This window comes from Geminocystis sp. M7585_C2015_104 (genome assembly GCA_015295805.1).
GTDB lineage: Bacteria > Cyanobacteriota > Cyanobacteriia > Cyanobacteriales > Cyanobacteriaceae > DVEF01.
In genome coordinates this window covers 42,050-66,689 of sequence record DVEF01000055.1, presented here as the reverse complement: position 1 = coordinate 66,689, position 24,640 = coordinate 42,050, and the positions used below count along the sequence as shown (strand labels likewise).

Genomic DNA, 24,640 nt, shown 5'->3' with positions numbered 1-24,640 from the left:
GGTCTTTTTTTTATTCCAATGTTAAGGGGTTGGTATGGGGGTAAAAGTAGTATTTCAGGGATTTTAGATAATTGTTTGATGCCGAATTTTTCTACCAGTTTGATTATAAGAGTTTTGAAATCTTGGCTTTTTTCAGTTTGAGGATAATTTTCTCCAGTTCATCCAGGTCTTTAATCACTATTCTCTTTGGCATTTTAAAATACCTCGTTGCAAGATGTTTTGTACTTTACCCATAAAATAAATCCCCATCCTCTATCCCCTTTATCCTGTCCCCTTTCTGCAATAGGTTTTGTTCTGTACTATAAGATGAACTAGGTATCAGTACTGAGAAACAGTGGCAAGACTATAAACTATTGGTCGGAAATTCAGGTTACAATGAAGAACAAGTGGTTGAAACAACAGAAAAACTAAGGCAGGCCTGAAGAGACAACAGCTAATTTGCCAGTACTGAAGGGAAAAAGCAAGGGGAAAAATCCATGACCAAAACATATCCACAATCTTCCAGTGAAGAAAAGAAAATAGACCACAACGGCAACCAACCTATCCCTGCCACTGGGGATTCCCTACCGCCAAGGGTCACCGCCGAGGGTGGGGGATTAAAGCACTGGTGGCAAAATAGAAGTCTAAGATTTAAAACCATATCCATTGCCATTGCCCTGGGAGTAATACCCGTTGTAGTGGTCGGGTCAGTGGCGTCAGTTTTGGTATCCTCCTCCCTCCGACGCCAAATTGAAACCCTCGAGATAAACAAAATAGAGACCCTTGAAAGGGAGACAGTCCAATATGTTGAACAGTATCTAAAAGACATCCAGAGTCTGGCTGGCGTCATTGCCTCCTCAACTGCCTGGGAAACAAAGGACTTGAATAGACTATCTAGAGACTTATACAAATTCCAGGAACTCTACAGAGTGTATGACAACATAGCCATCATCGACAACAATGGTGCCATCATTGTCCAAAGCGGGAAAGAGTCGGTAAGGGGAAATTTAGCCAACACGATTCCCTTCAGAGAAGCCAAAGCCAAAGGGGAAGCAGTAATGGTGGGGCCTGTTAGGGCCAACAATGGCAGAAACTATCTTGTGTTCGCTGCCCCCATAATAGAGCCTACCACAAAACAAGTTACAGGAGTAGTGCGCAGTAGGCTACCACTACGGGAACTCCAAAAAATAATAGCCAGAATGGAAGACACAAAAACAGAAACAGTATATCTGGCTGACGGGGAAAAACGAGTATTCTTGTCTACTACACAAGAGTTTACACCAGCCGTTACTAAAACCGGCCAACCTATAACCGAAGACATAACCCTGCTGGAAACCATATTCCCCTTCTCCAGTCCACAAGACATACCATTGGACCCCATTGTTTTTACGGCCAAAAATCAACTGGCTGGAAAAGAGCAGTTGGTAGCCGTACAAAGAATACAAGATAAGCAGCTTAACCTGAACTGGATAGCGGCAATTGGAGTCTCGACAAACATAGCCTTAGCCCCCCTGAGACGTATTCTTAACTTCATATATGTGGGCACCGCATTGAGTGCAGCTATAGTGGGCTATATAGCCTACGTACTGGCAGAAAAACTCGTCCTTCCCCTAGAAAAAACCTCTAGAACCATCAAAAAAATCGCCTCGGGGGATTTGGATGCCAGGGTGGAGGTAGAAGGAAATGACGAAATAGCCCAGTTGGGCAATAGCATCAATGAGATGACAGCACAATTGAAACAACTGTTTTTAGAACAACAAACTCTGGCTAGTCAGTCTAACCTGTTGAAAAACCTCACCCTGGAAATGACCAAGGCGTTTAATGTTAATGAGGTGTTTGAAATAGCAGTACGAGAGATACGTCAGGCCCTACAGGCGGACAGGGTAATCGTTTATTCCTTCGACGAAGAGTACAAGGGCACCATCATTGCAGAATCAGTGGAGGCCAATTTTCCTAAGGCCCTCGGCGCTAACATATATGACCCCTGCTTCGCAGAAAAATACGTGGAAAAATACCTACAGGGCAGGGTACAGGCTACTCCGGACATCTACAAGGCTGGACTGACTGACTGTCACCTGCAACAGTTGGAGCCATTCCAGGTAAAGGCCAACCTGGTAGCCCCCATTATCGCCGAAAACAAGCTGTTGGGACTCCTCATCGCCCACCAGTGTTCCGGCCCAAGAAATTGGAAAGTGCAAGAAATTGACTTCTTCGCCCAAACTGCAGCTCAGATGGGGCCTGCTTTACAAAGGGCCATGCTAGTGGAAACACAACAAACAGACTATATACTATCTCAAAAAATCAAAGATATTACGTTTAAAATAGCAGAGGCCCTCAATCGGGAAAAAGTGTTTGAAGTGGCAGTCTCCATGGGAAGGGAGGCTATTAAGGCAGACAGGATGATAGTATACACCTTTGACGAAGACTGGAAGGGCACCATCATTGCTGAGTCGGTAGATTCCAAGTATCCAAGGGCTTTGGGGGCGAAGATAAAAGATCCTTGTTTTGCTGAAAAATATGTTGAGAAATACAAACAGGGCAGAATTCAGGCTACCAATAACATCTACACAGCTGGACTAACCTCCTGTCACATACAACAGTTGGAACCCTTTGAAGTTAAGGCCAATCTGGTAGCGCCCATCATCGCAGAGGGCAATCTCCTGGGATTGCTTATAGCCCACCAATGCTCCGGGCCAAGAAACTGGACTGTATCCGAATGTAATTTCCTCTCCCAGTTGGCAACTCAAATAGGCCCTGCCCTAGAAAGAATCCAACTGTTGGAAAGACAACAAAAAGCAGAGTTGGAACAAAGAAAGGCACGGGAAAGACTGCAACAACGGGCGTTGGAATTGTTAATGCAAGTGGACCCAGTGGCCCAGGGAGACTTGACTATCCGCGCCACTGTTACCGAGGATGAAATTGGTACTATAGCAGACTCATATAATGCTACAATAGAAAGTCTACGGAAAATCGTAATGCAGGTACAGGGGGGAGCCAAGGCCATGACTCAAGTGGTGGCTGAGCAGGACGAATACATCGAAAACTTGGCTCAGGAAATCGTACGTCAAGCGGACGACATCAATATGGCTTTGGAAAAACTGCAAATGTTGACCTTCTCCGCCAAGACGGTATTGAGCAATGCCGAACAGGCCGAACAAGTGGTAAAACAGGCCAACAAATATGTGGAAGAAGGAGAAGTGGCCATGAATCGCACCGTAGATGGGATCCTGGCTATCCGGGAAACGGTGGCAGAAACGGCCAAGAAGGTTAAAAGACTAGGGGAGTCCACTCAAAAAATCTCCCGCGTAGTAAACCTGATTAGTAGTTTTGCCGACCAAACCAACCTACTGGCCCTGAACGCATCTATTGAGGCCGCCCACGCTGGCGAGGAAGGGCGTGGTTTTGCTGTAGTAGCGGAGGAAGTACGTTCCCTAGCACGACAATCAGCAGAGGCTACGGCGGAAATCGAAAAAGTGGTGGCCGAAATCCAAGCAGAAACCAACGAGGTGGTAAAGGCTATGGAAGCTGGCACTGAACAGGTAGTAGAAGGCACTAGACTGGTAGAAGAAACCCGCGCCTCCCTCAATGAAATCACTGCCGCCGCCGCCCAAATCAGCCAGTTGGTAACGGCCATTGCCGCTGCTGCCGCCGAACAGTCTCAAACCTCCGAGGCTATCACCGAAACCATGGCAGAGGTAGCCCACATCTCCAATGAAACCTCTAATGCTGTTAGCCAGGTGGCTCGTACTTTCAAGAAACTACAAAGGGTAGCCGAAAGTCTGGAACTCGCTGTAAGCAAATTCAAAGTAAACTAATCACCTTTGTAAATGGTTGTGATTCAAAAGTAAATAGTTATGACACAAGCACCAGAAAAGCCTATCGTCCAACAACAAGAAAGGGTGACAGTCAAAACCCCCCCACCAGTAGTCCCCCAAAAGCCTTCGCCCCTTGCCCAATGGTTTTATAACCTTCCCATTGGCACAAAGTTACTTTTTATAATCCTATTTGGCCAAGTAGTTTCCATTGGAGGCCTTCTGGGGGCCGGTTATTACGAGATTGTTAGGACCAGTCGAGAACAACTGGTAAGACAGTCCCAGTCAGAATTAGAAGCCCTCAGGACTAGCTATGAAATCAAAATCAATCAGATGGGCTTTGGTTTCCGAGGACAGTCCGACAACAGAGCCATTATAGACGCCGCCCTGACTGTGCTCAAGGGTGAACCTCTATCGCCGGAGCAAAAGGCCATGGTAAAAGAAATCCTGGCTAATGAGGTCAAGGCCCGGGAAATTGAATATGCTACCCTGGTGGGCACGGACAAACGCATTATAGTCAATGCCAACAGGGATCGTAGTGGTGAAACCTTCGATCCCAACGGCCTGGTTTCCGAAGTCCTACGCAACCCCCGACAAATCAAAACCAGTGAGTTGGTCAGTGGCCTAGAATTACAGAAAGAGTCCCCACCAGTCCTCTATAAGGTCATCAATCCCCAAGAAAAGGCCTTAATCCGGTATGTAGTAACACCTGTATTCAACCCTAATAATCCCCAGGAGATAATAGGGGTTTTAGTGGCCGGAGATGTGGTCAATGGCAAGAGGATTATTGTTTCCCGGGCCGCATCCCAGTTTGAAGAAAGTTATAGTGCCATCTATCAGGTGGAGGGGGATAACTTGCAGCTAGCTGTGGCGGCCCACCAAACCCATCCGGAAGAGGAGGAGGAGGGATTGGCGGAAGAAGCCCCACTCAGACAGGCAATAAAACAACCCGGGGAGAAAATCTCCTTCCGCGGCCAACTGGGGGATCATGAAGAAACATACACCCTCACAGCAGAGGCCATTACCAATTCCCAGGGGCAGCCAGTAGCGGTGTTGGTGCATGGCACGTCCGAACTATTCCTACAAAAAGTACTGGCAGGGGCATTAGGACTGTCACTGCGCGTCACCCTATTGCTCATACTTTTCAACCTAGTGCTCATTATCCTGGTAATCAGATCTATAATACGGCGTATTAGGAGACTGGAGGGGACAGCCACGGAATTTGCCCGGGGAAATCACAGTCTGAGGGCGGAAATCCTCGGCGAAGACGAAATTGGCAGCTTGGCCAAAACCTTCAACCAACTGGCAGACTCCATACAAGCTAACGAGGCGGTGTTGGTACTGGACGCCGTCAAGGCCAGTTTGCTACAGGAAATCACAGGCACTCCAGTAGTCACCGAAGAGGACGTTAACAATGTCTTTAACAAAACTCTCCCCAAAGTCAAGGAGATTCTGAGGGTGGATAGACTGGTAATCTACCGCTTCAAACCCGGCTGGAGTGGCTACATTAGCAATGAGGCGGGAGATGAAGATTTGCCCAGTGCAGTTACAGAAGAATTAAACGACCCCTGTATCCCCCCCACTCTCCGACAAGCATACCTCAATGGACGAGTGATGGCCACAGAAGACGTGTACAAAGCAGGATTTGCCCCCGAACACGAGGCCTTGATGCACCGTCTACAAATCAAGTCTAACCTGGTAGTGCCCATCATAAGCCAAGGACAACTATTCGCCCTCCTTATAGCCCACCACTGCCGCAAACACCACAAGTGGGAAGAAAACGAAATCTCCTTCTTAGGACAAGTGGCCCTCCGCTACGGGGTAATCCTCGACAGGGTGAATCTTCTCAAAACCCAAATCCAAGCCGCCACCCGAGCCGAACAGCTAAAAGAGATTACAGTGGCCTTGGCTCAGGCCACAACCCCCCAACAGGTTTTAGAAAAAGTGGTAGTGGCTCTCCGTCAGGCCCTTAACTGCGATCGCGCCCTGGTGTACAGGTTAGAAGAAGACTTCCAGCAAGGACAAGTAATCGCCGAATCAGTACAACCACCCTACGCCTCTGCCCTACAGGCTATAATAAGAGACCCCTGTTTTGCTAAAAGGCCAATAGTGGAAAAATACCTTAATGGGGAAGTCACCGCCATCGCCGACGTCTACAAGGCCGACTTGAACCCCTGTTACCGGGCGCAATTGGAGTCCCTCCAGGTAAAGGCCAGTCTCGTAGCACCGATATTAGTACACGCTCAGCTACATGGACTACTAGTGACCCATCAGTGTAGCCGCCCGAGAGAATGGGAGGAGGCAGAAATAAAGTTCTTCACCCAGGTGGCTATTCAAGTGGGTTTTGCCTTAGAAAGGGTGGAACTGTTGGAACGTCAAGCAAGGGCAGAACAAGAACAAAGGGAGGCCAAGGAAAGAATACAAAAACGCGCCTTGGAGCTGTTAATGCAGGTGGAACCCGTTTCCAAAGGGGACTTGACCATTCGTGCCACCGTCACCGACGATGAAATTGGTACTATAGCAGATTCTTATAATGCTACAATAGAAAGTCTAAGGCAAATCGTGGCCCAGGTGCAAGGTGCAGCCCTAGAGGTGGCCCGCACCACCGTGGCAAACCAAGGGGAGATAAACCTTCTGCGTCAGGAGGTAACCCAGCAGTTGGAGAATATCAAACAGGCATTAGAAACAGTGGCGGCTATGACGGCCTCCAGTAAAGGGGTGGTGGAAACCGCACAACAGGCAGAAGAGGTGCTTCTTGTAGCCCAGGATACCGTCCAGCAAGGAGACCAGGCCATGGACAAAACCGTAAAGGCTATTATGGAAGTCCGTGCTACAGTCCAACAAGCTGCTGGACAAATGCGCAAACTGGGACAAACCATTGAAAACATCTCCAAGGTGGTATCTCTGATTAGCAAATTCGCCGCCCAAACCCACATGCTGGCATTAAAGGCATCCATTGAGGCGGCAAGGGCAGGGGAACAAGGACAAGGTTTCGCTGTGATTGCAGATGAAGTACGCTCCCTGGCCAGTCAGTCAGCTACCGCCACCGCAGACATCGAAAAACTGGTAACAGAAATCCTTTCGGAAACCAAAGTGGCTCTCAACTCAGTAGAAGAAAGTAGTGACCTGGTAGTAGAAGGAAGTAAACTGGTGGAACAAACCCGTCAAAGTCTTAACCAAATTACGGCGGCTACTGTCCAAATCAGTGAACTAGTAGAAAAAATAGCCCTAGCTGCCTATAACCAATCAGAAAACTCTGAACAGGTAAGTGCTACTATTTCTGAGGTGGCCCGAGTAGCGCAAAAAACCAACGAATCAGTAACGCAAGTGTCTCAGTCTTTTGCCCGTCTGCAAGAATTGGCCAGAAAACTAGAAGCCAATGTAGCCAGATTCAAAATCAGCTAAAAAATCAGTCAACAAGACATATTTCCCCCACCCCCGGGGGGAGTAAACCAATCATTCATCTCATTCTCATGGGTTTCTCTACTAAACCTAAGACGGAGATAACGACTTTTTTTGCCATCCGCCGCCACTGCCCTAATGGGAAACTCTAATGTCCCATCATTGAGGGGAATTTGAAACTGAAAAGTGCCATCTGGATTTAAAGGAATTTCCCTTTCCCCCACTATTAACCGGGCAGAAGGCTGCGTTGCACCATAAATCACCAACTGGGCATTAGCAGTCAAATAAAACTTCCTTGTCTGATAAGACTTCTCCGCCGCCGTCTTACTCCACATCTGCCTACTACCCGTAGTATTGTTTGTATCAATTTGTAAGTACCAGTCATAATCCCAACCATCAACTTTGGTTTTAGTTTTCTCTTCCGGCAGGGGAATTGAAACCTTGTCTAATTCCATATCCCAAGAAACAGTAACAAAAATATCCTCCTGCCAGTCACTGGGATAGGCAGGGGGGAATCTCACTGAGGGAGAGTAGGCAAGAGATGTCCAATTTTCTTCCTTGTCCCGATATCCCAACTCCACCCTATAAACGCGATCACTTACAGGGATGGGCAGATACCACTTGCGGGCACTAATGCCACAGAGGAATTCCTTTACATTTTGGGGTGTCTTCTCCTCCCCACCAGTAACATCATACAGACGCAAAACCAGATGTCTTATCCCCTTATCCGTCAATTCTTGTTGTGTGGAAGGAGAAATATCCCAGTAAACAAAACCCCAATAAGAATCCCTTGGCATTAGACAAATATGAGTCTCCCCATAAGACGAGGGTAAATCCACCACCTCCTCCTCCGCTACTGACTTGTCTGGTGACAAAAAAAAATCCTCCCATTGCCCCCTTTTTCTAGAAGACGTTTCCTGGTTGCCACCATCATGGATAGAAATAGTATTAGTGTTTTTTGTGGTTTCTTCCCCCTCCGACGGTGTCTTTTCGAGTTGGTTTTCCTCCCCCCCCTGCTGTTGCTGCAAAAGACTATTTTTTTTTAGTCTAATAGCCTCCAGCAGTTGTTGTTTCCGCATGCGACTATAACGGGGTATATTGAGGATGCTGGCTATTTTCCTCAACTGTCTTAAAGTCATTTCCTCCAGATTTTGTTTCGATTCCGTCATGAGTTATCTGTCCCTCTCAAAAGAGTGCATGATATTACAAAGACCCTTACCCTTTGGCCTACTTGAAGTTAATTTTATTTAATTTTTTTTCCGAAAATCACAACAACAGCAGAAAGGAAAATCAGTCACCCTGTCATTATTCATTGACATAAGGGGGAATAGATAAAACAAAGCTAAAATTACTAGCTTTACAAACAAAGCAGCGACTCCTCCAACACCCACCGGGTTTGTCCAGAAACACTATACAGCAATGCCTCCCGGTGAAGACGATTGGCCGTGTTATCCAGCAGACTAGCAGACCCTTTGGAACTTATTATACAAGCCAAGGTACAACGATGTGCCAAATGGATAGCCTCCCCCCTCAGTTTCAATTTATCAGCAAATCTTATATCAGGATTAGTCAGGCTACTAAACATTCTTCCCCGCAACAGTTTCTCCTCTTCTTCTAGTTTCATATACACCTTTTCCAGAGAAGGGAGGTGGATTTTATTTAGGTTTTCTCGTAGTACTTGTAGAGCAGCCTGACTACACCCCAGAGGGAAGAAACCATGGTGTAACACATTATCCTTGTCCTTGACGTGAATACTATCCTTTGGTTTTATGAATACTACCTCCTCCTCGGGCAAAAACCATCCCTGTAAACGCGCTGTCACCGTATTAGTACTACCCATTGCGAGTAATTTCAGAGGCTGGCTAAATTCCAAAGCCGGTGGTTGAGACTCAAAGGGGATAATGCCATACAATTCCCTACCGTCAGGGAGAGTAGCCCCTACAATTAAATAACTAAAAATGCCATAACCCGTCACCCATGGCAAAAAGCCATCTAGTTGGTATCCCCCCTCGCAAACTGAAGCCGTCACCAGTGGTTTCCCCTCTCTCCTCAGATGAGAAAAAGCCACCCCAAAAAACAAATTTTTCTCCTTCAACAGGGACAAATATTTCTCCTGGAGTTTTTGATTTTCACTTTGATTTATAAAACCTAAGGCACTTTGGTGTTGCGTTTGTAAGAATGACAATGCCCCCGAATATCTGGCCATCATCACCTGCCATTTATAAAAACCCAGATTGCTCATCCCAACTCCTCCCCATTCCTGCGACAGTTTTAGCCTGAAGAAAAGGGGGTTGAGATAGTGCATTCTTAAAAATATATCTCTCAACATTACAAAATCATGATCCAAAACATTTGCCAGATTTGGAGTTATCTCCTTTTCTAAAAAGGCCTCCGCTTCCTTAATTAGTTTCTCTTCTTCAGGCTTGCCTATCTCCTCCCAGCTTATTACCTCTGTTAGCTGTAATTTTTTCTCGAACTTTCCTTTTTTTTCTGCCTTTTTATATCTCACAATTTCTAACTTATATCTGTCTATATTATAAGCTTTTATCAAAGCGTCTAAGACCTCGTATATATCAGCAATTTCTTCTGTTAAATCCTCTATACTATCGGCAGATAAAACTTCTTGAGACTCTTCCAATAACTTAGCTTTGAGTGCTCTCTTATAATCCTCATCAGTTAACTGGACAATTCGATAGTTGGTGTTGTTTTTGGGGAGAAATTCGGGAATCTTGTCTCGGACTAGTTTTGAACTACCACCCATAAGGACATAGTCACCGGGAACAGATGGTGATTTATTATATCATTGGGGAATAAAGGAGTTTGTAACCATAAGCCATCACGGGAATTGGGAGAATGTGGGGAAGGGAAAGAGGGAAACAGAAGAAAATCAGTGACTGACAAATCCATCCTGTGACACCCCCGGGTGGGATAGACTTTGATTTATATAACAATCAGAGGGGAAGGGGATAGGAGTATTGGAATTACTGTGATGCCGCAATTGAGGGTATTTTTGTTTTAGTGCCTCTGGATTAAAGCGATAACCAACATTTCTGACAGTTTGAATCAAAGTGGGTTGGCGGGGATCTGGTTCAATTTTCTTCCTCAGTGATAGGATATGAGTGTCAATAGTCCTAGGATTGTCAATATTAGAGGGCCAGGCCAATTGTAACAGTTCAGCACGACTAAGAGGCATTCCTTGGGCACGACTGAGAAGATATAATAGGCTAAACTCTTGGGGTGTTAGGTCGATCAACTGCCCCCTATATTCTACCGTTCTATGCAACAGGTCGATTTTCAAATCTCCGAAATCCAGAAACAAGGGGGCACTACTTATGCGTGCTCGGCGTAATAAGGACTCCACCCTTGCCAAAAACTCTTGGATGCCAAATGGTTTTTTCAAATAATCATCTGCACCAGCCTTCAAAGCCCTAACCACGTCTCTTTCCGTCACTCGTGCAGATAACATGAGTATAAGACTTTGTAGAGACTTACACAGCCACTGACAAAACTCCACCCCATCCCCGTCGGGCAAATCCGAATCCAAAATTACAAGGGAGGGGGGATTGTTGATCAGATTTCTTTTAGCTGTTTCGATTGTGTCATAGGAACTGATGGTGTATCCTAGTTGTTTTAAGTGCCACCCTAGGAGAGAGCGTAGGTGGGGATTTCCCTCCACAATAGCAATATATCCCACTGTGTTTTTTCATCCACTACTAATAGTTCTAACTCAGCATAACTAATCAACTATTAAGATACTGTTATCTAGAATACTAATCCCAGGCATTAATAATCTCTTTTTTCCCTTCGTTACATAATCCTTCCAAAGGACGTATAATAAGCCCGTATGTGAAATTATTCGGATTTTTCCTATGAGGGTATTAGCAGGAGATGTTGGCGGCACCAATGCCATTCTCTGTCTACTGGAAATTGACCCAAAAACTCAAAATATCAACCCAGTCAAGAAACAAAAATATGCCAGCAAACAGTATAAAAGATTTTCAGATATACTAGAAGATTTTTTAGGAGGAGAAACAGCAGATTACGCCTCGATAGCTGTGGCGGGGCCTGTAGAGAATAACAGCAGTACAATAACCAATCTCAGCTGGAAGATAGTAGGAGAAAAGCTGGAGAGAGAATTCAAATTTAAAAAGGCATATTTATTAAACGACTTCGCCGCCGTAAGCTATGGTATCTTGACATTAAATGAGGAAGAATTATACCTGTTAAAGGAAGGAAAAAAGGAAGGACAAGAGGAAGAAGAAAAAAAAGGTGCTGATAGGGAATATCCCATAGCAGTAGTGGGGGCGGGCACAGGATTAGGAGAAAGTTTTTTGGTTAAGGTCAAGGGAGAATACCAGGTATTTGCCACAGAAGGAGGACATACAGATTTTGCCCCGAGAAATGAGATAGAGTGGCAACTAATGCATTACCTGAAACATAAATTTGACTTGGAAAGGGTGTCAGTGGAAAGAGTAGTGTCGGGGCAAGGGATAGTAGCAATTTATCAGTTTCTAAGGGATAATAATTGGGCTCAAGAATCACCAGAAATAGGGGAAAGAATAAGAAGATGGGAAGAGGGAGATGAGAGCATCGATCCCGGGGCCGTAATAGGGGAGTCGGCACTGAAAAAAAACGATCTTTTAAGCAGCAAAGCTATATCTATTTTTCTGAGCGCCTACGGGGCAGAAGTAGGCAATTTTGCCCTAAAAACACTGCCATATTCGGGGATTTATATAGCCGGGGGGATAGCCCCCAAATTACTACCCCTAATACCAGAAAGTGAGTTCTTAAAAAGTTTTTTAGACAAGGGGAGAATGAAACCAGTGCTGGAGAAGATAACTGTAAAGATAGTCACAAATCCAGAAGTAGGATTAAAAGGCTCAATATACCACCTGTTGGCGAATCTGAAAAACCCCTCCACTACGAGTCTATAAATAGACTCCTGCCCCACCCCCGCAAAATATAATGCCAACCCCTGAGGGAAATTAATATCACCCATTAGAAAATTTAAAGGTTGTTCGGTTTCCTTTTTCCCCGCTTTGGTTTATAATAGGGGGCATTGATATATAGCTATCGTTATTATAATTTGGATAGCAATAAATCAATACTATAGGGAATAAAGAAAATGGGGATAACGAACGAGATCAATTTGCGTAACGTGCGAGGGGATATACTGGGGGGTTTAACAGCCGCAGTGGTATCCCTGCCGATGGCCTTGGCCTTTGGAATAGCCTCCGGTGCGGGGGCGTTAGCGGGTTTGTGGGGGGCAGTATTAGTGGGCTTTTTTGCGGCGTTGTTTGGCGGCACCCCCACACTAATATCAGAACCAACAGGGCCAATGACGGTGGTGATGACCGCCATCATAGCAGATTTCGCCAAATATGACAATGGAATGGCGATGGCCTTTACGGTGGTGATGATGGCGGGTTTATTCCAAATCCTGTTTGGTTTTCTAAAACTGGGCAAATATATTACGATGATGCCCTACACGGTGGTATCTGGCTTCATGTCGGGGATTGGCATCATCTTGATAATCCTGCAAATAGGCCCATTTTTAGGACAGAAAACCCCTCCAGGGGGAGTGGTAGGCACTTTACAAAACCTGCCCAACCTGATTGCCAATGCCAAACCGTTAGAGACAATTCTAGCGGTGTTGACTGTAGTAATACTCTACTCTGTGCCATCCCGCTACAAAAGGATAATTCCACCACCTCTGTTAGCCCTAATTGTTGGGACAATAGTATCCCTAGTGTTTTTCGGGGATGCGGAAATCCGTCGTATTGGCGAAATCCCCACAGGGTTGCCCAAAATACAGTTTCCCACCTTTGAGCCCTCCCTATTGGGGAATATGGTATTTAAAGCCCTGGTGTTGGGGATGTTGGGGTGTATAGATGCCCTTTTGACATCGGTAGTGGCGGATAGTTTGACTCGTACTGAACACGATTCTAACAAGGAACTAGTGGGACAGGGGCTAGGCAATTTCTTCTCTGGATTATTTGGGGGGATTGCTGGTGCCGGCGCCACCATGGGTACAGTAGTCAACATTCAAACCGGGGCTAAAACCGCATTGTCTGGTATTGCAAGGTCAGTGGTATTGTTCATAATTGTGGTATGGGCAGCGCCTCTCACCTCCCAAATACCCCTGGCAGTGTTGGCGGGGATTGCCCTGAAAGTAGGTATAAGCATTATGGACTGGGACTTCCTCAAAAGGGTGCACAAGATTTCTTGGAAAGCCACAGCCATTGTCTATATTGTAATTGCCCTCACAGTATTCATTGACCTAATGGTAGCTGTGGGAGTAGGGGTATTTATAGCCAATATATTAACTATTGAGAAACTGTCTGCCCTGGCATCTAAATCTGTGAAAATAGTAAGTACAGCGGACGATGAGATAGTCCTCAGTTCAGAAGAACAACAAATACTGGATTTAGGTGGTGGGAAAATACTCCTGTTCCATCTTAGCGGGCCAATGATTTTTGGTCTGGCCAAGGCTATTTCCCGAGAACACAATGCCATTGAAAATTATGATGTATTAGTAGTAGACCTCACTCAAGTGCCTATAATGGGGGTTACCTCATCCCTAGCCTTAGAAAACGCCATACAAGAGGCAGTGGAAAAGGGAAGAGAGGTGTTTATAGTAGGTGCTACTGGCCAGGTAAGAGGGCGTCTTGAAAAACTTGGTATCTCGAGATTAATACCGGAGTACCACTGGATGACGGATAGACTGACAGCACTACAAGAGGCTTTAAGGATTGTCAGGGAAAAAGAGACAATTGAACAATCACAGGCCCTTGTTTAACTGTTTAACATAAAAAAGGCAAACCAAACCGCAAACCGGGCAGTGATCTTAAGCTCGTCATTCCTCCCAGGGTCTACACAACCTGGTCACTAACGGGAATGGAATAGATCCTGCCTGGGTTTCTGAATTTTCTCTTGTTAATGTATTTTTTTGTAGCGCCATGTATTAAGGAATTGCGTGTGGTTATAATTGTCCCACTGGACTGTTTTTAACTCATCACTACAAAGCCGAGAAAATTGAGATTGTACTTTTCAATACGCTGTACTGCTTTTTGGACTTGGGAAAAGGGTGTGGACTTGAGGGTTACTGCCATTATAATGCCGTCAGTGTTCTCGGCTAAGAGACTTGCCTGGTGGGATTCTAGGAAAAAGGAACTGTTGTAAAGGGTGAGGTAGTAGCCTTTCTTTATCTCCTCAATTACAGATTGTACGGATTTGGCGCTCAGGTACTTAGTATCCTCCTCCTCCTCTGTAGCTTCACTAGTTATCACCACTATTTTTTTATCTTCTGGTAATAGCTTTTGGGGAGGGACGTTAGAGTCGGCGGCCAGTATTAAATCTTGAAGTGGAACGCAATACTTTTCGCCGAAGTGCTCCTGCATTTCTGGAAAAAGGGTATTTGCCTCTATCACCAACACCTTTTGGTCAAGTTTGGCAACGGTTTTGGCCAAGTTGGCCACTATGTAGGCCTGTCCGTCACTGGGGTGGAGGGATGTTATTAGGACTGAACAAGGTCTATCCGAGGTAAGTTGGAAGTGGAAGTTGGCAAACACCTCTGTCAATTCTGAGGGGGTTTCCGTATTTTTTTGAGTCACTTTTTGGGTGATAGTACTGGTTAATTCTAAAAAGGAACTTTCCTCCTCTAAAGACACAAGACTTTTCCCTTTTCCCCCACCAAATCGTATTGTCCCTAACACGGGCAATCCAAAGGCATATTCCAAATCGCTAGCTTCCATGATTACATCTTGTTTTTTCTCAATGGCAATGGCCAAAAGTAAACCCAAAGTTATCCCTAAACCCGTACCGGCTATGAGTTTCTTTTTCGGATCGGGGGGGTTGGCTATGAGGTTACCATCAACAGTTGAGAGGATTTCCCAGGGATTTTTTGTCTGTGCCAATTCTACACTCAGTGTCTCCTTTTGGCGGCTTAATTGATTGAAAAGTTCCTTTTGCAGTTGAATTTGTCTATCCAACTCGTTGTATTGTTTGATCACCTCGGGAATGTCTTTCAGATAGCCAGCTATCTCCTTTTGTTTGTTCAGCAATGATTGACGACGGGCGGTAAGAGTGTCAATCTGATTTTGAGTCTCTATTAGCTTCTGTATTAGTTGTAGACGATTGTTATCTTGGAAAGCAAATACCCGGGGGTTAACTTTTTCGGTAATCTTGTTTTCCCTCAACACCCTTGTGGTTTCCCGGTACAACAATCTAGCTAGCTCATTTTTTTGTGCTTTTAATGCAGTGACAGTGGGGTGTTTACTGTTCAACCTGGCAGACTCTAGGGCAATTTGGGACTCCAGCTGTTGTATATCTGACTGTAGCTTTTGGATTTTAGGCTCCTGACTCAAAGTGTAAGCAATAAATGACTCCCTAGCAGTTAAGCCTAAGTTTTTTTCTAGATTGGCGGCCAGAGCCTTTAATGCCCTCAATTCTGTATCCAGGTTGTTTATCTCTTGTTGGTATTGGAGACTGGTTTGAAAAAGAGCATCCCCCTTCGTTTGGGGATTCACCCCCAAGTACTTATTCTGTAATTCTATCTGTTGGTTTTGTAAACTTTCAAGACGCCCATGAATCCGCTGTAGCTGTTGCTCAATGAATTTTATCCCCGACCTGAGGTTTTTCTCTCTTTCTTCTCTGCTGTATTCTAGGTATCTATCTGCCAGGGCCTGTAATACAGTTTCAACTAACTGGGGGTCTTCATCTTTAAAACTAACCCCAATTACCTTTGTAACATCAAATCTGCTCTTGCCCAATTGTACTCTTTCTACAGAAAGATTTTCTTCTAGCTTTTTCCGGATTTCTTCTGCAAAATATTTGCCCTCAGGCAGTTGTCGGTGCACTCTTTCTGCCACATCTTCCAGAATCTTGCCGGTTTTCAGGATTTTCAACACGGTGGGATAGTCTATGGCCAAAAGCCTCTCGTCAACGTTGCCCCCACTCCGTGTTATAATGGTGGGGTCTGTCAGTTTTTCCACAGATGTGGCTGGTTCCACTATCATCTCAAAGCTGCCCCGATAGGTGATTGGGTCTTTACTTGCCCAATAAACTGCCCCACCAAGTCCCAAAAGGGTGAAGGTGAGGACAATTGGCCACTTCCTTTTGATAATATTGAGATAAAGGCGAACAATACTACCTTTTTTCTTTTCAGACGGTGGACTTTCCTCCGTCTCCTCTTCCAGCCACAACTGGTCTTCTTCTCCGGCTATGGGCTTCATTCAATTTTCTCTCCCCTCCTTTAACTTCAGTGTTTGTATCTAATTATAATCACTTACAATTGGAAATAGGCCAGAATTGTTGGCAACTGAGCTACATGGGGTCAAACCATGATATTCTTTTTTCTACATGGTTTTGGTTTAATTTTTCCCAAAAGTATCCACTGCTATGTCTTCTTCCCAAATTAACCCTACCAACGGGCAATATGATGAACCGACGGAGATAGTAACTATCTTCGATGACAAAGGTAGAGAACTAGATTGTTATTTGGAAAACGAGTTACAATATGACGGAAAGACCTATGTGTTGCTAATGCCCGTGGATGTGGCAATTGTAATTTTCACGGAAAATGTGGAAGGGGAAGGGGAACAAGAGGGAGAAGCAGTAATTGTAGACGACGAGGAGGAGATTTCTGCCATCTTTGACACGGCTAAAGCAGTATTAGCAGAATTGAATCTCTCCCTAAAACGCACTGGTTATATACTCACTGCAAGTGGCGAACTTCCACCACTGGAAGAGGAGAATATTATTAGTTTAGAGGTGGAGGAACATAGTTCGGAAATAGAACCGGAGGAGTTACAATTTTTAGCTAGTTTCTATTTCCAGGGGCAAAAATACAACGTCTGTACTCCTGTTAGCCCAATACTGTTTATAGGGGAAAAGATTGAGTCGGGGAAAATCCGCATTCTGTCTGAGGAGGACGAAAAGATGAATTGGATTGTAGAACAGTTGCTTTTTGAAGAAGAGGATAGGGAGAATTGAACCACAGTGTTTGTTTCGGACAAAGTTGACCCAATTTCTTTTTTTTGTTGTATATTGGGGGCTAGGACTTGACAATCCTCAAACTTCAAACACATAAAAATACAAAAGGAATGACAGAATTAGATGTAGTCTCCCCATCCTCTCGAGCAAACTCTCCCGCCTCTTTTCACAACAAGAAGCTACCAAACTCCCGGGATTTAATTCGTCTATATTTAAGGGACATAGGGCGCATTCCCCTGTTGACTTTTGAGGAAGAGTTGGCCCTGGCCAAGAAAATAAGGGCACTCCAATCCCTCCAGCAAGTTCGACTACACCATCAACATCTGCCTGCTATCGCCCAATACAACTTCGTTGTGAGTGTTTGTGATAGTTGTCTGTGGGAAAAACCCCATCCTGCCAATCTCCACAAATGGGCGGGCAAAACTAATATTCCCCCCCAAAGACTGTTAGAAATCCTCCAAGAAGGCAAAAAAACATGGGCTCTCCTGGCGGGTATTTCCGTATCCGAGCTAGAAAATAGCCTCCAAGAAGGGAGAAAGGCAAAAATAAGGATGGTAAGTGCTAATCTCCGTCTGGTAGTGTCCATTGCCAAAAAGTATCAAAATCGGGGATTAGACTTGCTGGATTTGATTCAAGAAGGCACTCTCGGTTTGGAAAGGGCAGTAGATAAGTTTGATTATACCAAGGGCTACCATTTCAGCACCTATGCTTACTGGTGGATACGTCAGGGCATGACTCGGGCCATCGCCACCCAGTCTCGCACTATTCGTCTGCCTCTGTATGTCACGGAAAAACTTAACCAACTGAAAAAGGTACAAAGACAATTGTCCCAAAAACTGGGGAGAATGGCTAAAACGGAAGAGATAGCCCAAGCAATGGAAATGACTGTAACACAACTGCAACAGTTTTTGAGTCAAATTCCCCGTTCCATCTCCCTGGAATTAAAGGTGGGGGAAAACTACAACACCCATCTACTGGATTTGATTGAGACAGAATCGGCTACTCCCGAGGAGAATCTGGTGAGGATGACACTACGGAAAGACTTGCTGTCACTTTTTTCTCTCCTTAATGAAAGGGAACAAAAAATACTACGACTGCGTTATGGCTTTGAAAATGGCAAAATCTATTCCCTCAGCGACACCGCAGAGATAATGAATCTGTCTAGGGAAAGAGTCAGACAAATCCAGGCTAGAGCCATTGAAAAACTACGTAAACCCTTGGAGAAAAAAAATCTGCAGGAGTATCTTCTTGGTTAGTCTTGACTGATGGACTTAGTGGGGGATGATTGCTGTTGAACATGTAAGTAAGACCTACGGTAACAAGTGTGTTCTGGAAGATGTGTGTTTCACGGTGCCCAAGGGTGCTATTCTTGGTTTTTTGGGGCCTAATGGTGCTGGCAAGACTACTACAATGAGAATTATAACGGGTTACATAGCAGCTACCAGTGGCACCGTGGTGGTGGATGGGGAGGAGGTGCACGCTAATCCCATGGCGGTGAAGGCCAAAATAGGCTATCTGCCAGAAACCCCCCCTTTGTATCCGGACATGACTGTGAGAGAGTATCTTGGTTTTGTCAGTAGGATTAAAAATGTGCCGGCTGGTGAGCGCAGTCAGCGGATAGAGGGGGTATTAAAGGCATGTCAGATAGAAGATAGGGCGGATACGGTTATCAGGAAACTCTCAAAAGGATACCGTCAACGGGTTGGCATTGCCCAGGCTATTATTCATGATCCCCCTGTGGTCATTTTAGACGAACCGACGGTGGGATTAGATCCTCGTCAGATTGCAGAGGTGCGCAGTCTTATCAAGAGTTTTGCTGAAAGGAAAACTGTTATTCTTTCCACTCATATTCTTCCAGAGGTTAGCATAACTTGTGATAGTGTTGCCATCATCCACAAGGGCAAGATTGTAGCTGTTGGAACTTCAGATGAATTACTTGCTCAAGTTCAATCCCAGCTTTACTGTGTAGAGGTGGATTCCAATCCTTCTGCCCTTATTCCCCACCTTCAGCAAATCCCGGGCATCCAGAAGCTGGAATTTAAACCGGTTTCTGCTTCTCCTTCACGTTTTCTAATAGAAGTAGCGGTAGCCAGGGAGGAGTTGGCTAGGGATATTGTTTCTTTTTTGGTGCATCGGGGTATTGGCATTTATGAGATGAGAAAGGTTAAAGCCTCTCTGGAGGATATTTTCCTGCAACTGACCACAGAGGAACATAATAGTAATTAGTTTGGATAATTGGCCAAAATGCTAACCACTTTTATGAGTGCGAATCTGATAGAAATTCTCAAAGAGGATTATAAGAGATTTCCCGAGGGGCAGACCTATAGCATTTACGATGAAAATGTCCATTTTAAAGATCCGGTTTATGATTTTCATGGCCTAGAAAAGTACAAGGAAATGATCTCTTTTTTGAAGAGATGGTTTAGCAATTTGAAACTAGAAGTTCACGAGATATATCAGGTTAACGACCAGATCAACACCCGTTGGACTATGTCTTGGAATAGTCCCTTGCCCTGGAAACCTTTTATTTCTGTATCGGGACGCAGTGAGTTAAAGATAAAAAATAACTTGATTGTTGCCCATTATGACTACTGGGATTGTTCAGTTTTTGATGTGATTAAACAACATTTCGTTTTTCCCAGAAAATCAAAATGAATCCGGGAGGTAAAAACAAAAAGGTTGGGGTTTAAAGATAACACACCCAACCCAGGATGGCGGCCATTTGGCACTGGCACTATTCTAGGGCATTGGCCCCGGCCACCACTTCGAGGATTTGTTGAGTGATGGAGGCTTGACGGGCTTTGTTATAGGAGAGGGTAAGAGTCCTAATCAACTCGGTGGCATTGTCACTGGCGTTACTCATGGCCGTCATCCTAGCCGCCAACTCACTGGCCGCTGCTTCTTGTAGTGCTCTTAGTAGTTGGTTGTTAATATACAAAGGCAAGAGGGAGTCTAAAATCTGGACGGGATCTTGTTCAAAGATCATATCTCTGGGCAACTCGCTGACGGTGGGCTTGACGGTTTCCCTTTCTACCTGGAATTGTCCCCCCTTGACTATCAGACGGAAAATCTCATCGTCTTTTACCTCCAAGCCTTGGGGGGCTACGGGTAGTAGAGTTTGGATGACGGGTTTGGAACTGATGAGGGAAACAAAACGGGTATAAATCAATTCTACCCGGTCTACTGTTTCGGAGAAAAAGAGGGAAGCCAGCTCGTCGGTGATAGCCTGAGCCTCTTTGGCGGTGGGAATTTGTTCTAAACCATAAAAGGTTTGACTGATGGGTTCACCCCGCCTGCGGAAGTGTTGTTCTGCCTTGCGTCCCACCGTCACGTAGGTATATTCAAGGCCCTGTGCTTTCAACTGGGCGGCTCTTTCTTCGGCTTTTTTTATAACATTACTGTTGTAGCTGCCGCACAAGCCCCTGTCGCCGGTAATAACCAAAAGGGCTACGGTTTTTACCTCTCTCTCCTTCAAAAGGGGCAAGTCCACATCTTCAAAACGGAGACGACTTTGTAAGCCGTAAAGGACTTGTGCCAAGGCATCGGCGAAGGGACGGGTGGCCATAACCTGTTCTTGTGCCCTTCTCACCTTGGCCGCCGCTACCAGTCGCATGGCCTCCGTAATTTTTCTGGTGTTTTTTACCGCATTGATCCGATCGCGAATTGCTTTTAGGTTAGACATATTTCTAGCAATGTTATCTAGTATTTACAAATGGTAGCAAGGGCGCATCCTGGTAGACTACGCCCCTGCGGTGTGTTATGGGTTTAGGCGGTGAAGGCCTGTTTAGCTTCGGCGATGGCCTCTTTCAAAAGGGTTTCTGCTTCTTGGGTTAGGGTCTTCTCTGTGGATATAATTTCGATGAATCTGGGTTTATTGTTTCTGATGTAATTGCGCAGACTGACCACGAACTCTTGTACTTTTTCCAAAGGCAGATCATCCAGGTAGCCGTTAATACCAGTGTATACTTGAGCAACCTGTTCCCATACGGCCAAGGGGGAGTTTTGGGGCTGTTTGAGTAGTTCCCGCAACCGTTGACCACGGGCCAGTTGTGCTTGGGTAGCGGGATCCAAGTCGGAGGCAAACTGGGAGAAGGCCTCTAATTCGGCGAACTGGGCCAATTCTAGTTTTAGTCTCCCGGCTACCTGTTTCATGGCCTTGGTTTGGGCGGCCGAGCCTACCCTGGACACAGAAATCCCCACGTTGATTGCCGGACGGATGCCGGCGTTGAACAAGTCTGCGGAGAGGAAGATTTGCCCGTCGGTGATGGAAATAACGTTGGTGGGGATATAGGCGGACACGTCTCCCGCCTGGGTTTCTACGATGGGGAGGGCCGTCATGCTGCCACCGCCCAACCGGTCATTGAGTTTGGCTGCCCTTTCCAACAGACGGGAGTGGAGGTAGAAGACGTCACCAGGATAAGCCTCACGCCCTGGCGGACGACGCAACAGGAGGGACATCTGACGATAGGCCTGAGCTTGTTTGGTTAAGTCGTCATAGACTACCAGGGTGGCCTTGCCCTTGTACATGAAGTATTCGGCGATGGCGGCACCTGTGTAGGGGGCCAGGTATTGGAGGGTGGCCGGATCATTGGCATTAGCAGCCACTACGATGGTGTAGTCCATGGCCCCTTTCTCTTTGAGGGTTTCCACCACGTTGGCCACGGTAGAAGCCTTCTGTCCGATAGCCACATACACACAGATTACATCCTCATTTTTCTGGTTGATGATGGTATCGATGGCGATGGCGGTTTTCCCTGTTTGCCTGTCACCGATGATCAACTCCCGCTGACCTCGACCGATGGGGATCATGGCGTCGATGGCGGTAATACCGGTTTGCAGGGGCTCACATACTGAGCGACGGTCTACAATACCGGGGGCGGGAGATTCGATCAAACGAGTTTCGGTGGTGTGGATTTCGCCCAAACCGTCGATGGGGCGGGCCAGGGCGTCCAATACTCGGCCAATGAGGGCTTCTCCTACGGGCACCTGGGCAATTTTACCGGTGGCCTTAACACTGCTGCCCTCTTTGATGTCTAGCCCTTCACCCATCAACACTGCCCCCACGTTGTCCCTTTCTAGGTTAAGGGCGATGCCTATGGTACCATCCTCGAACTCCAACAACTCCCCGGCCATTACCTGGTCTAGGCCGTATATCCTAGCTATCCCGTCACCTACCTGTATTACCGTACCTACATTGGATACCTGTACCTGTTGGTCGTAGGATTCAATCTGCTGGCGGATAATGCTGCTAATTTCGTCTGGTCTTATTGCTACCATTGTCGTTCTCCCCAATACAAAAACAACAGAAGTAAACTAAGTGGCCAAGAGGGCAAAACCGAGACGACGCAGTTGCCCTCTAACACTGGCATCGTAAACCTGAGAACCGATTTTGATAATTATGCCGCCCATGAGGGAGGGATCAACTCTAGTTTCTAGTTCTACGGCTTGAGCCCCGGTGAGGGAGCGGATTTTGTTCACTAGGGCTTCCCGTTGCCCATCGGAGAGGGTTACGGCGGCGGTTACCTCTGCCAAGACGGTGTTGTTGAGTCGCCGTAGGACTCCTAGATACTCGTCAAATATGGCCTGTGCAAAACCAATGCGACGACGATCCACCAACAGTAGTAAAAAGTTGAGCAAGAAGGGATGAACCTGTCCGCCAAAGGCTTTTCTGATGACCTCTTTTTTATCAGTAGCCTTGATGAGGGGACTTGCCAAGAATTGACATAAATCCTGGCATTGTTGAAAGATATTTTTTAGCTCCCGTACCTGTGCGCCGATGTCTTGAACTATATTGTGGGCCTGGGCTACTGACATTAAAGCCTCGGCGTAGGGCTCCACTACTTCTGCTGTAATGCTGCGACGCATCTGCTTTAACCTCCCAACTGCTCCAGGGCGCGGGTAATAAGTTTAGCTTGGAGTTCGTCATTAAGACGCTCCTTTAACTGTTGTTCAGCCCTTTCCAAGGCGCGGAGGGCTATTTGCCGCTTGAGGGTGGAAATGACCTTTTTTCTTTCGGACTCCAATTCTTGTGCGGCAGTGAGCCTCATTTTTTCGATTTCTTTTTCTCCCTGAGCCAGGATTTCTGTTCTAAGTTGTTCTGCCCTCTGGAGTGCTTCTGCTTTGATTTGTTCCGCCTTGGCATGGGCCTGTTCTAGATTTTTCTTGGCCTGTTGTAGTTCAGCGGCGGCGGCAGCGGCTCTTTCTTCGGCTTCTCTGATTTCCTGGGCAATTCTTTCTCGTCTTTCGGCGAGGATGTTGTTCAACACCTTCCCACCGTAGACTACCAGTAACGCAATCATTATTACAAGGTTTATTACGTTAGACCCCAGGATGTCAGGATTAATGCCGAAACCTCTGGCCGCTTCTTGTTCCATCGCCAGGTAGAGTAAACCAATCTTCATAACTTTCTTGTTATATGGAGTTGTAACTATACGGCGAGGACTTTCTCTACGATTTTACTGCTGAGGGTCTCTACTTCTTGCGCCAACGCCGAGAGGGCTTGTTCTTTTTCTTTAGCGATTTCTTCGGCTGCTTTCTGGCGTTGAGCAATGACCTCTTGTTGTGCTTTTTGTACCTTTTCCGCTACCAGTCTCTGGGCTTCTGCCTGTGCCTGAGCGATAATTTCTTGAGACTGTTTGCGGACTGCCTTCAGTTCTTGTTCATACTGTTGTGCCAGGGCAACAGCCTTTTCCTTTTGTTCTTTGGCCTGTTTTAGCTGTCCTTGGACATAAGAGGCCCTTTCATCAATGGCATTGCCCAGGGGCCGATAGTAGATGGCATTGAGGATGACAGCCAAAACCAAAAACTGAATTGCCATCAGGGGCAAGGTGGCATCTATATCAAATAGACCCCCCTCCTCGGCAACTTCAGCCGCCAAAAAAATCCAATTTATCATCATGATGATTGTGGGGAATTAGTTGTTTCCTTTTCCGGATTTCCGATTATCCTGGAGATGTAAAATAATGGCACCTTCTGGTCAGGGGTTTAGGCTTAGGCTGTGGGCTAGTAACAATAGCCCAGCCAAAACCTACAACCTGAATTTTACTGCCGTGGTTTAGGAGAATGGGTTAGCAAACAACAGTACCAGTGCCACTACCAAGCCGTAGATGGTGAGGGCTTCCATGAAGGCCAAACTGATGAGAAGGGTAGCACGGATTTTCCCTTCAGCTTCTGGCTGACGGGCAATGCCCTCTACTGCCTGCCCGGCGGCATTTCCTTGGCCTATTCCTGGGCCTATAGCTCCCAAACCTACAGCCAGGGCTGCTGCTATTACGGAGGCTGCTGCGATTATTGGATTCATAGTTTTCCCCTTCGTTCTTTATTACTTTTTACTACAATCGTGTCCGAGAATTTTGAGGGTATTTTCCCTCTTTTTAGTTAACCATAGAATGGCTATTTTATTAAGCCCAAAATGTATTTAACATATTTTGGTTTTTTCTAAAAGTCACCTGGAT

At 45.9% G+C, this 24,640-nt stretch carries 18 protein-coding genes; 8 read left to right on the top strand and 10 right to left on the bottom strand.

The annotated features are described in order from the left end of the window. Positions 1-476: 476 nt before the first annotated feature. Both IGQ44_06540 and IGQ44_06535 read left to right on the top strand, forming a co-directional pair. On the top strand, positions 477-3,794 hold the full coding sequence (locus IGQ44_06540) for a GAF domain-containing protein (protein HIK37627.1): 3,318 nt from the start codon (positions 477-479) through the stop codon (positions 3,792-3,794). 39 nt (positions 3,795-3,833) lie between these two features. After that, complete coding sequence (locus IGQ44_06535; GenBank protein HIK37626.1) at positions 3,834-7,196, top strand: GAF domain-containing protein; 3,363 nt, start codon at positions 3,834-3,836, stop codon at positions 7,194-7,196. A gap of 8 nt (positions 7,197-7,204) precedes the next feature. Here the strand turns inward: IGQ44_06535 and IGQ44_06530 are convergent, their stop codons facing one another. From IGQ44_06530 to IGQ44_06520, 3 genes are all read right to left on the bottom strand, one after another. Continuing rightward, a complete protein-coding gene (locus IGQ44_06530) occupies positions 7,205-8,362 on the bottom strand; it encodes a DUF4912 domain-containing protein (protein HIK37625.1) in 1,158 nt (385 codons plus the stop codon). Positions 8,363-8,550: 188 nt separating this feature from the next. After that, complete coding sequence (locus tag IGQ44_06525) at positions 8,551-9,954, bottom strand: acyl-CoA dehydrogenase family protein (GenBank protein ID HIK37624.1); 1,404 nt, start codon at positions 9,952-9,954, stop codon at positions 8,551-8,553. Positions 9,955-10,080: 126 nt separating this feature from the next. After that, positions 10,081-10,887, bottom strand: coding sequence for a response regulator transcription factor (locus IGQ44_06520; protein HIK37623.1), 807 nt, complete (start codon positions 10,885-10,887; stop codon positions 10,081-10,083). 175 nt (positions 10,888-11,062) lie between these two features. Here IGQ44_06520 and IGQ44_06515 point away from each other — a divergent pair, with 175 nt between their 5' ends. After that, the gene (locus IGQ44_06515; GenBank protein HIK37622.1) at positions 11,063-12,127 is read left to right on the top strand and encodes a glucokinase; all 1,065 of its coding nucleotides are present in this window, start codon (positions 11,063-11,065) and stop codon (positions 12,125-12,127) included. Positions 12,128-12,318: 191 nt separating this feature from the next. After that, positions 12,319-13,992 (top strand): SulP family inorganic anion transporter, encoded by a 1,674-nt coding sequence (locus tag IGQ44_06510; GenBank protein HIK37621.1) that lies wholly within the window; start codon positions 12,319-12,321, stop codon positions 13,990-13,992. 208 nt (positions 13,993-14,200) lie between these two features. Here IGQ44_06510 and IGQ44_06505 read toward each other — a convergent pair whose 3' ends face one another. After that, positions 14,201-16,426 carry a hypothetical protein gene (locus IGQ44_06505; protein ID HIK37620.1) on the bottom strand — a complete coding sequence of 742 codons (2,226 nt, stop codon included), beginning with the start codon at positions 16,424-16,426 and terminating at the stop codon, positions 14,201-14,203. 166 nt (positions 16,427-16,592) lie between these two features. Here IGQ44_06505 and IGQ44_06500 point away from each other — a divergent pair, with 166 nt between their 5' ends. The 4 genes from IGQ44_06500 to IGQ44_06485 all read left to right on the top strand — a co-directional run bounded on the left by IGQ44_06500 (position 16,593) and on the right by IGQ44_06485 (position 19,841). Further along, positions 16,593-17,186 carry a DUF3727 domain-containing protein gene (locus tag IGQ44_06500; GenBank protein ID HIK37619.1) on the top strand — a complete coding sequence of 198 codons (594 nt, stop codon included), beginning with the start codon at positions 16,593-16,595 and terminating at the stop codon, positions 17,184-17,186. 110 nt (positions 17,187-17,296) lie between these two features. Next, entirely contained in the window at positions 17,297-18,442 is a 1,146-nt protein-coding gene (locus IGQ44_06495) for a sigma-70 family RNA polymerase sigma factor (protein HIK37618.1), read from the top strand. Positions 18,443-18,467: 25 nt separating this feature from the next. Further along, positions 18,468-19,412, top strand: a complete 945-nt coding sequence (locus IGQ44_06490; GenBank protein HIK37617.1) for an ABC transporter ATP-binding protein — start codon at positions 18,468-18,470, stop codon at positions 19,410-19,412. A 33-nt stretch (positions 19,413-19,445) separates the two neighbouring features. Next, positions 19,446-19,841 carry a DUF2358 domain-containing protein gene (locus tag IGQ44_06485; protein HIK37616.1) on the top strand — a complete coding sequence of 132 codons (396 nt, stop codon included), beginning with the start codon at positions 19,446-19,448 and terminating at the stop codon, positions 19,839-19,841. 79 nt (positions 19,842-19,920) lie between these two features. On the opposite strand, the gene IGQ44_06480 is transcribed toward IGQ44_06485, so the two are convergent. The 6 genes from IGQ44_06480 to atpE all read right to left on the bottom strand — a co-directional run bounded on the left by IGQ44_06480 (position 19,921) and on the right by atpE (position 24,486). Continuing rightward, positions 19,921-20,868 carry a F0F1 ATP synthase subunit gamma gene (locus IGQ44_06480; protein HIK37615.1) on the bottom strand — a complete coding sequence of 316 codons (948 nt, stop codon included), beginning with the start codon at positions 20,866-20,868 and terminating at the stop codon, positions 19,921-19,923. A gap of 83 nt (positions 20,869-20,951) precedes the next feature. Next, entirely contained in the window at positions 20,952-22,463 is a 1,512-nt protein-coding gene (gene atpA / locus IGQ44_06475) for a F0F1 ATP synthase subunit alpha (protein HIK37614.1), read from the bottom strand. Positions 22,464-22,499: 36 nt separating this feature from the next. Further along, positions 22,500-23,051 carry a F0F1 ATP synthase subunit delta gene (locus tag IGQ44_06470; protein HIK37613.1) on the bottom strand — a complete coding sequence of 184 codons (552 nt, stop codon included), beginning with the start codon at positions 23,049-23,051 and terminating at the stop codon, positions 22,500-22,502. Between the two features lie 5 nt (positions 23,052-23,056). Further along, positions 23,057-23,587, bottom strand: coding sequence for a F0F1 ATP synthase subunit B (locus tag IGQ44_06465; protein HIK37612.1), 531 nt, complete (start codon positions 23,585-23,587; stop codon positions 23,057-23,059). A gap of 26 nt (positions 23,588-23,613) precedes the next feature. Next, positions 23,614-24,081, bottom strand: a complete 468-nt coding sequence (locus IGQ44_06460) for a F0F1 ATP synthase subunit B' (protein ID HIK37611.1) — start codon at positions 24,079-24,081, stop codon at positions 23,614-23,616. A gap of 159 nt (positions 24,082-24,240) precedes the next feature. After that, positions 24,241-24,486: an ATP synthase F0 subunit C gene (atpE, locus tag IGQ44_06455; GenBank protein HIK37610.1), complete on the bottom strand. Its 246-nt coding sequence runs from the start codon at positions 24,484-24,486 to the stop codon at positions 24,241-24,243. Positions 24,487-24,640 lie beyond the last annotated feature (154 nt).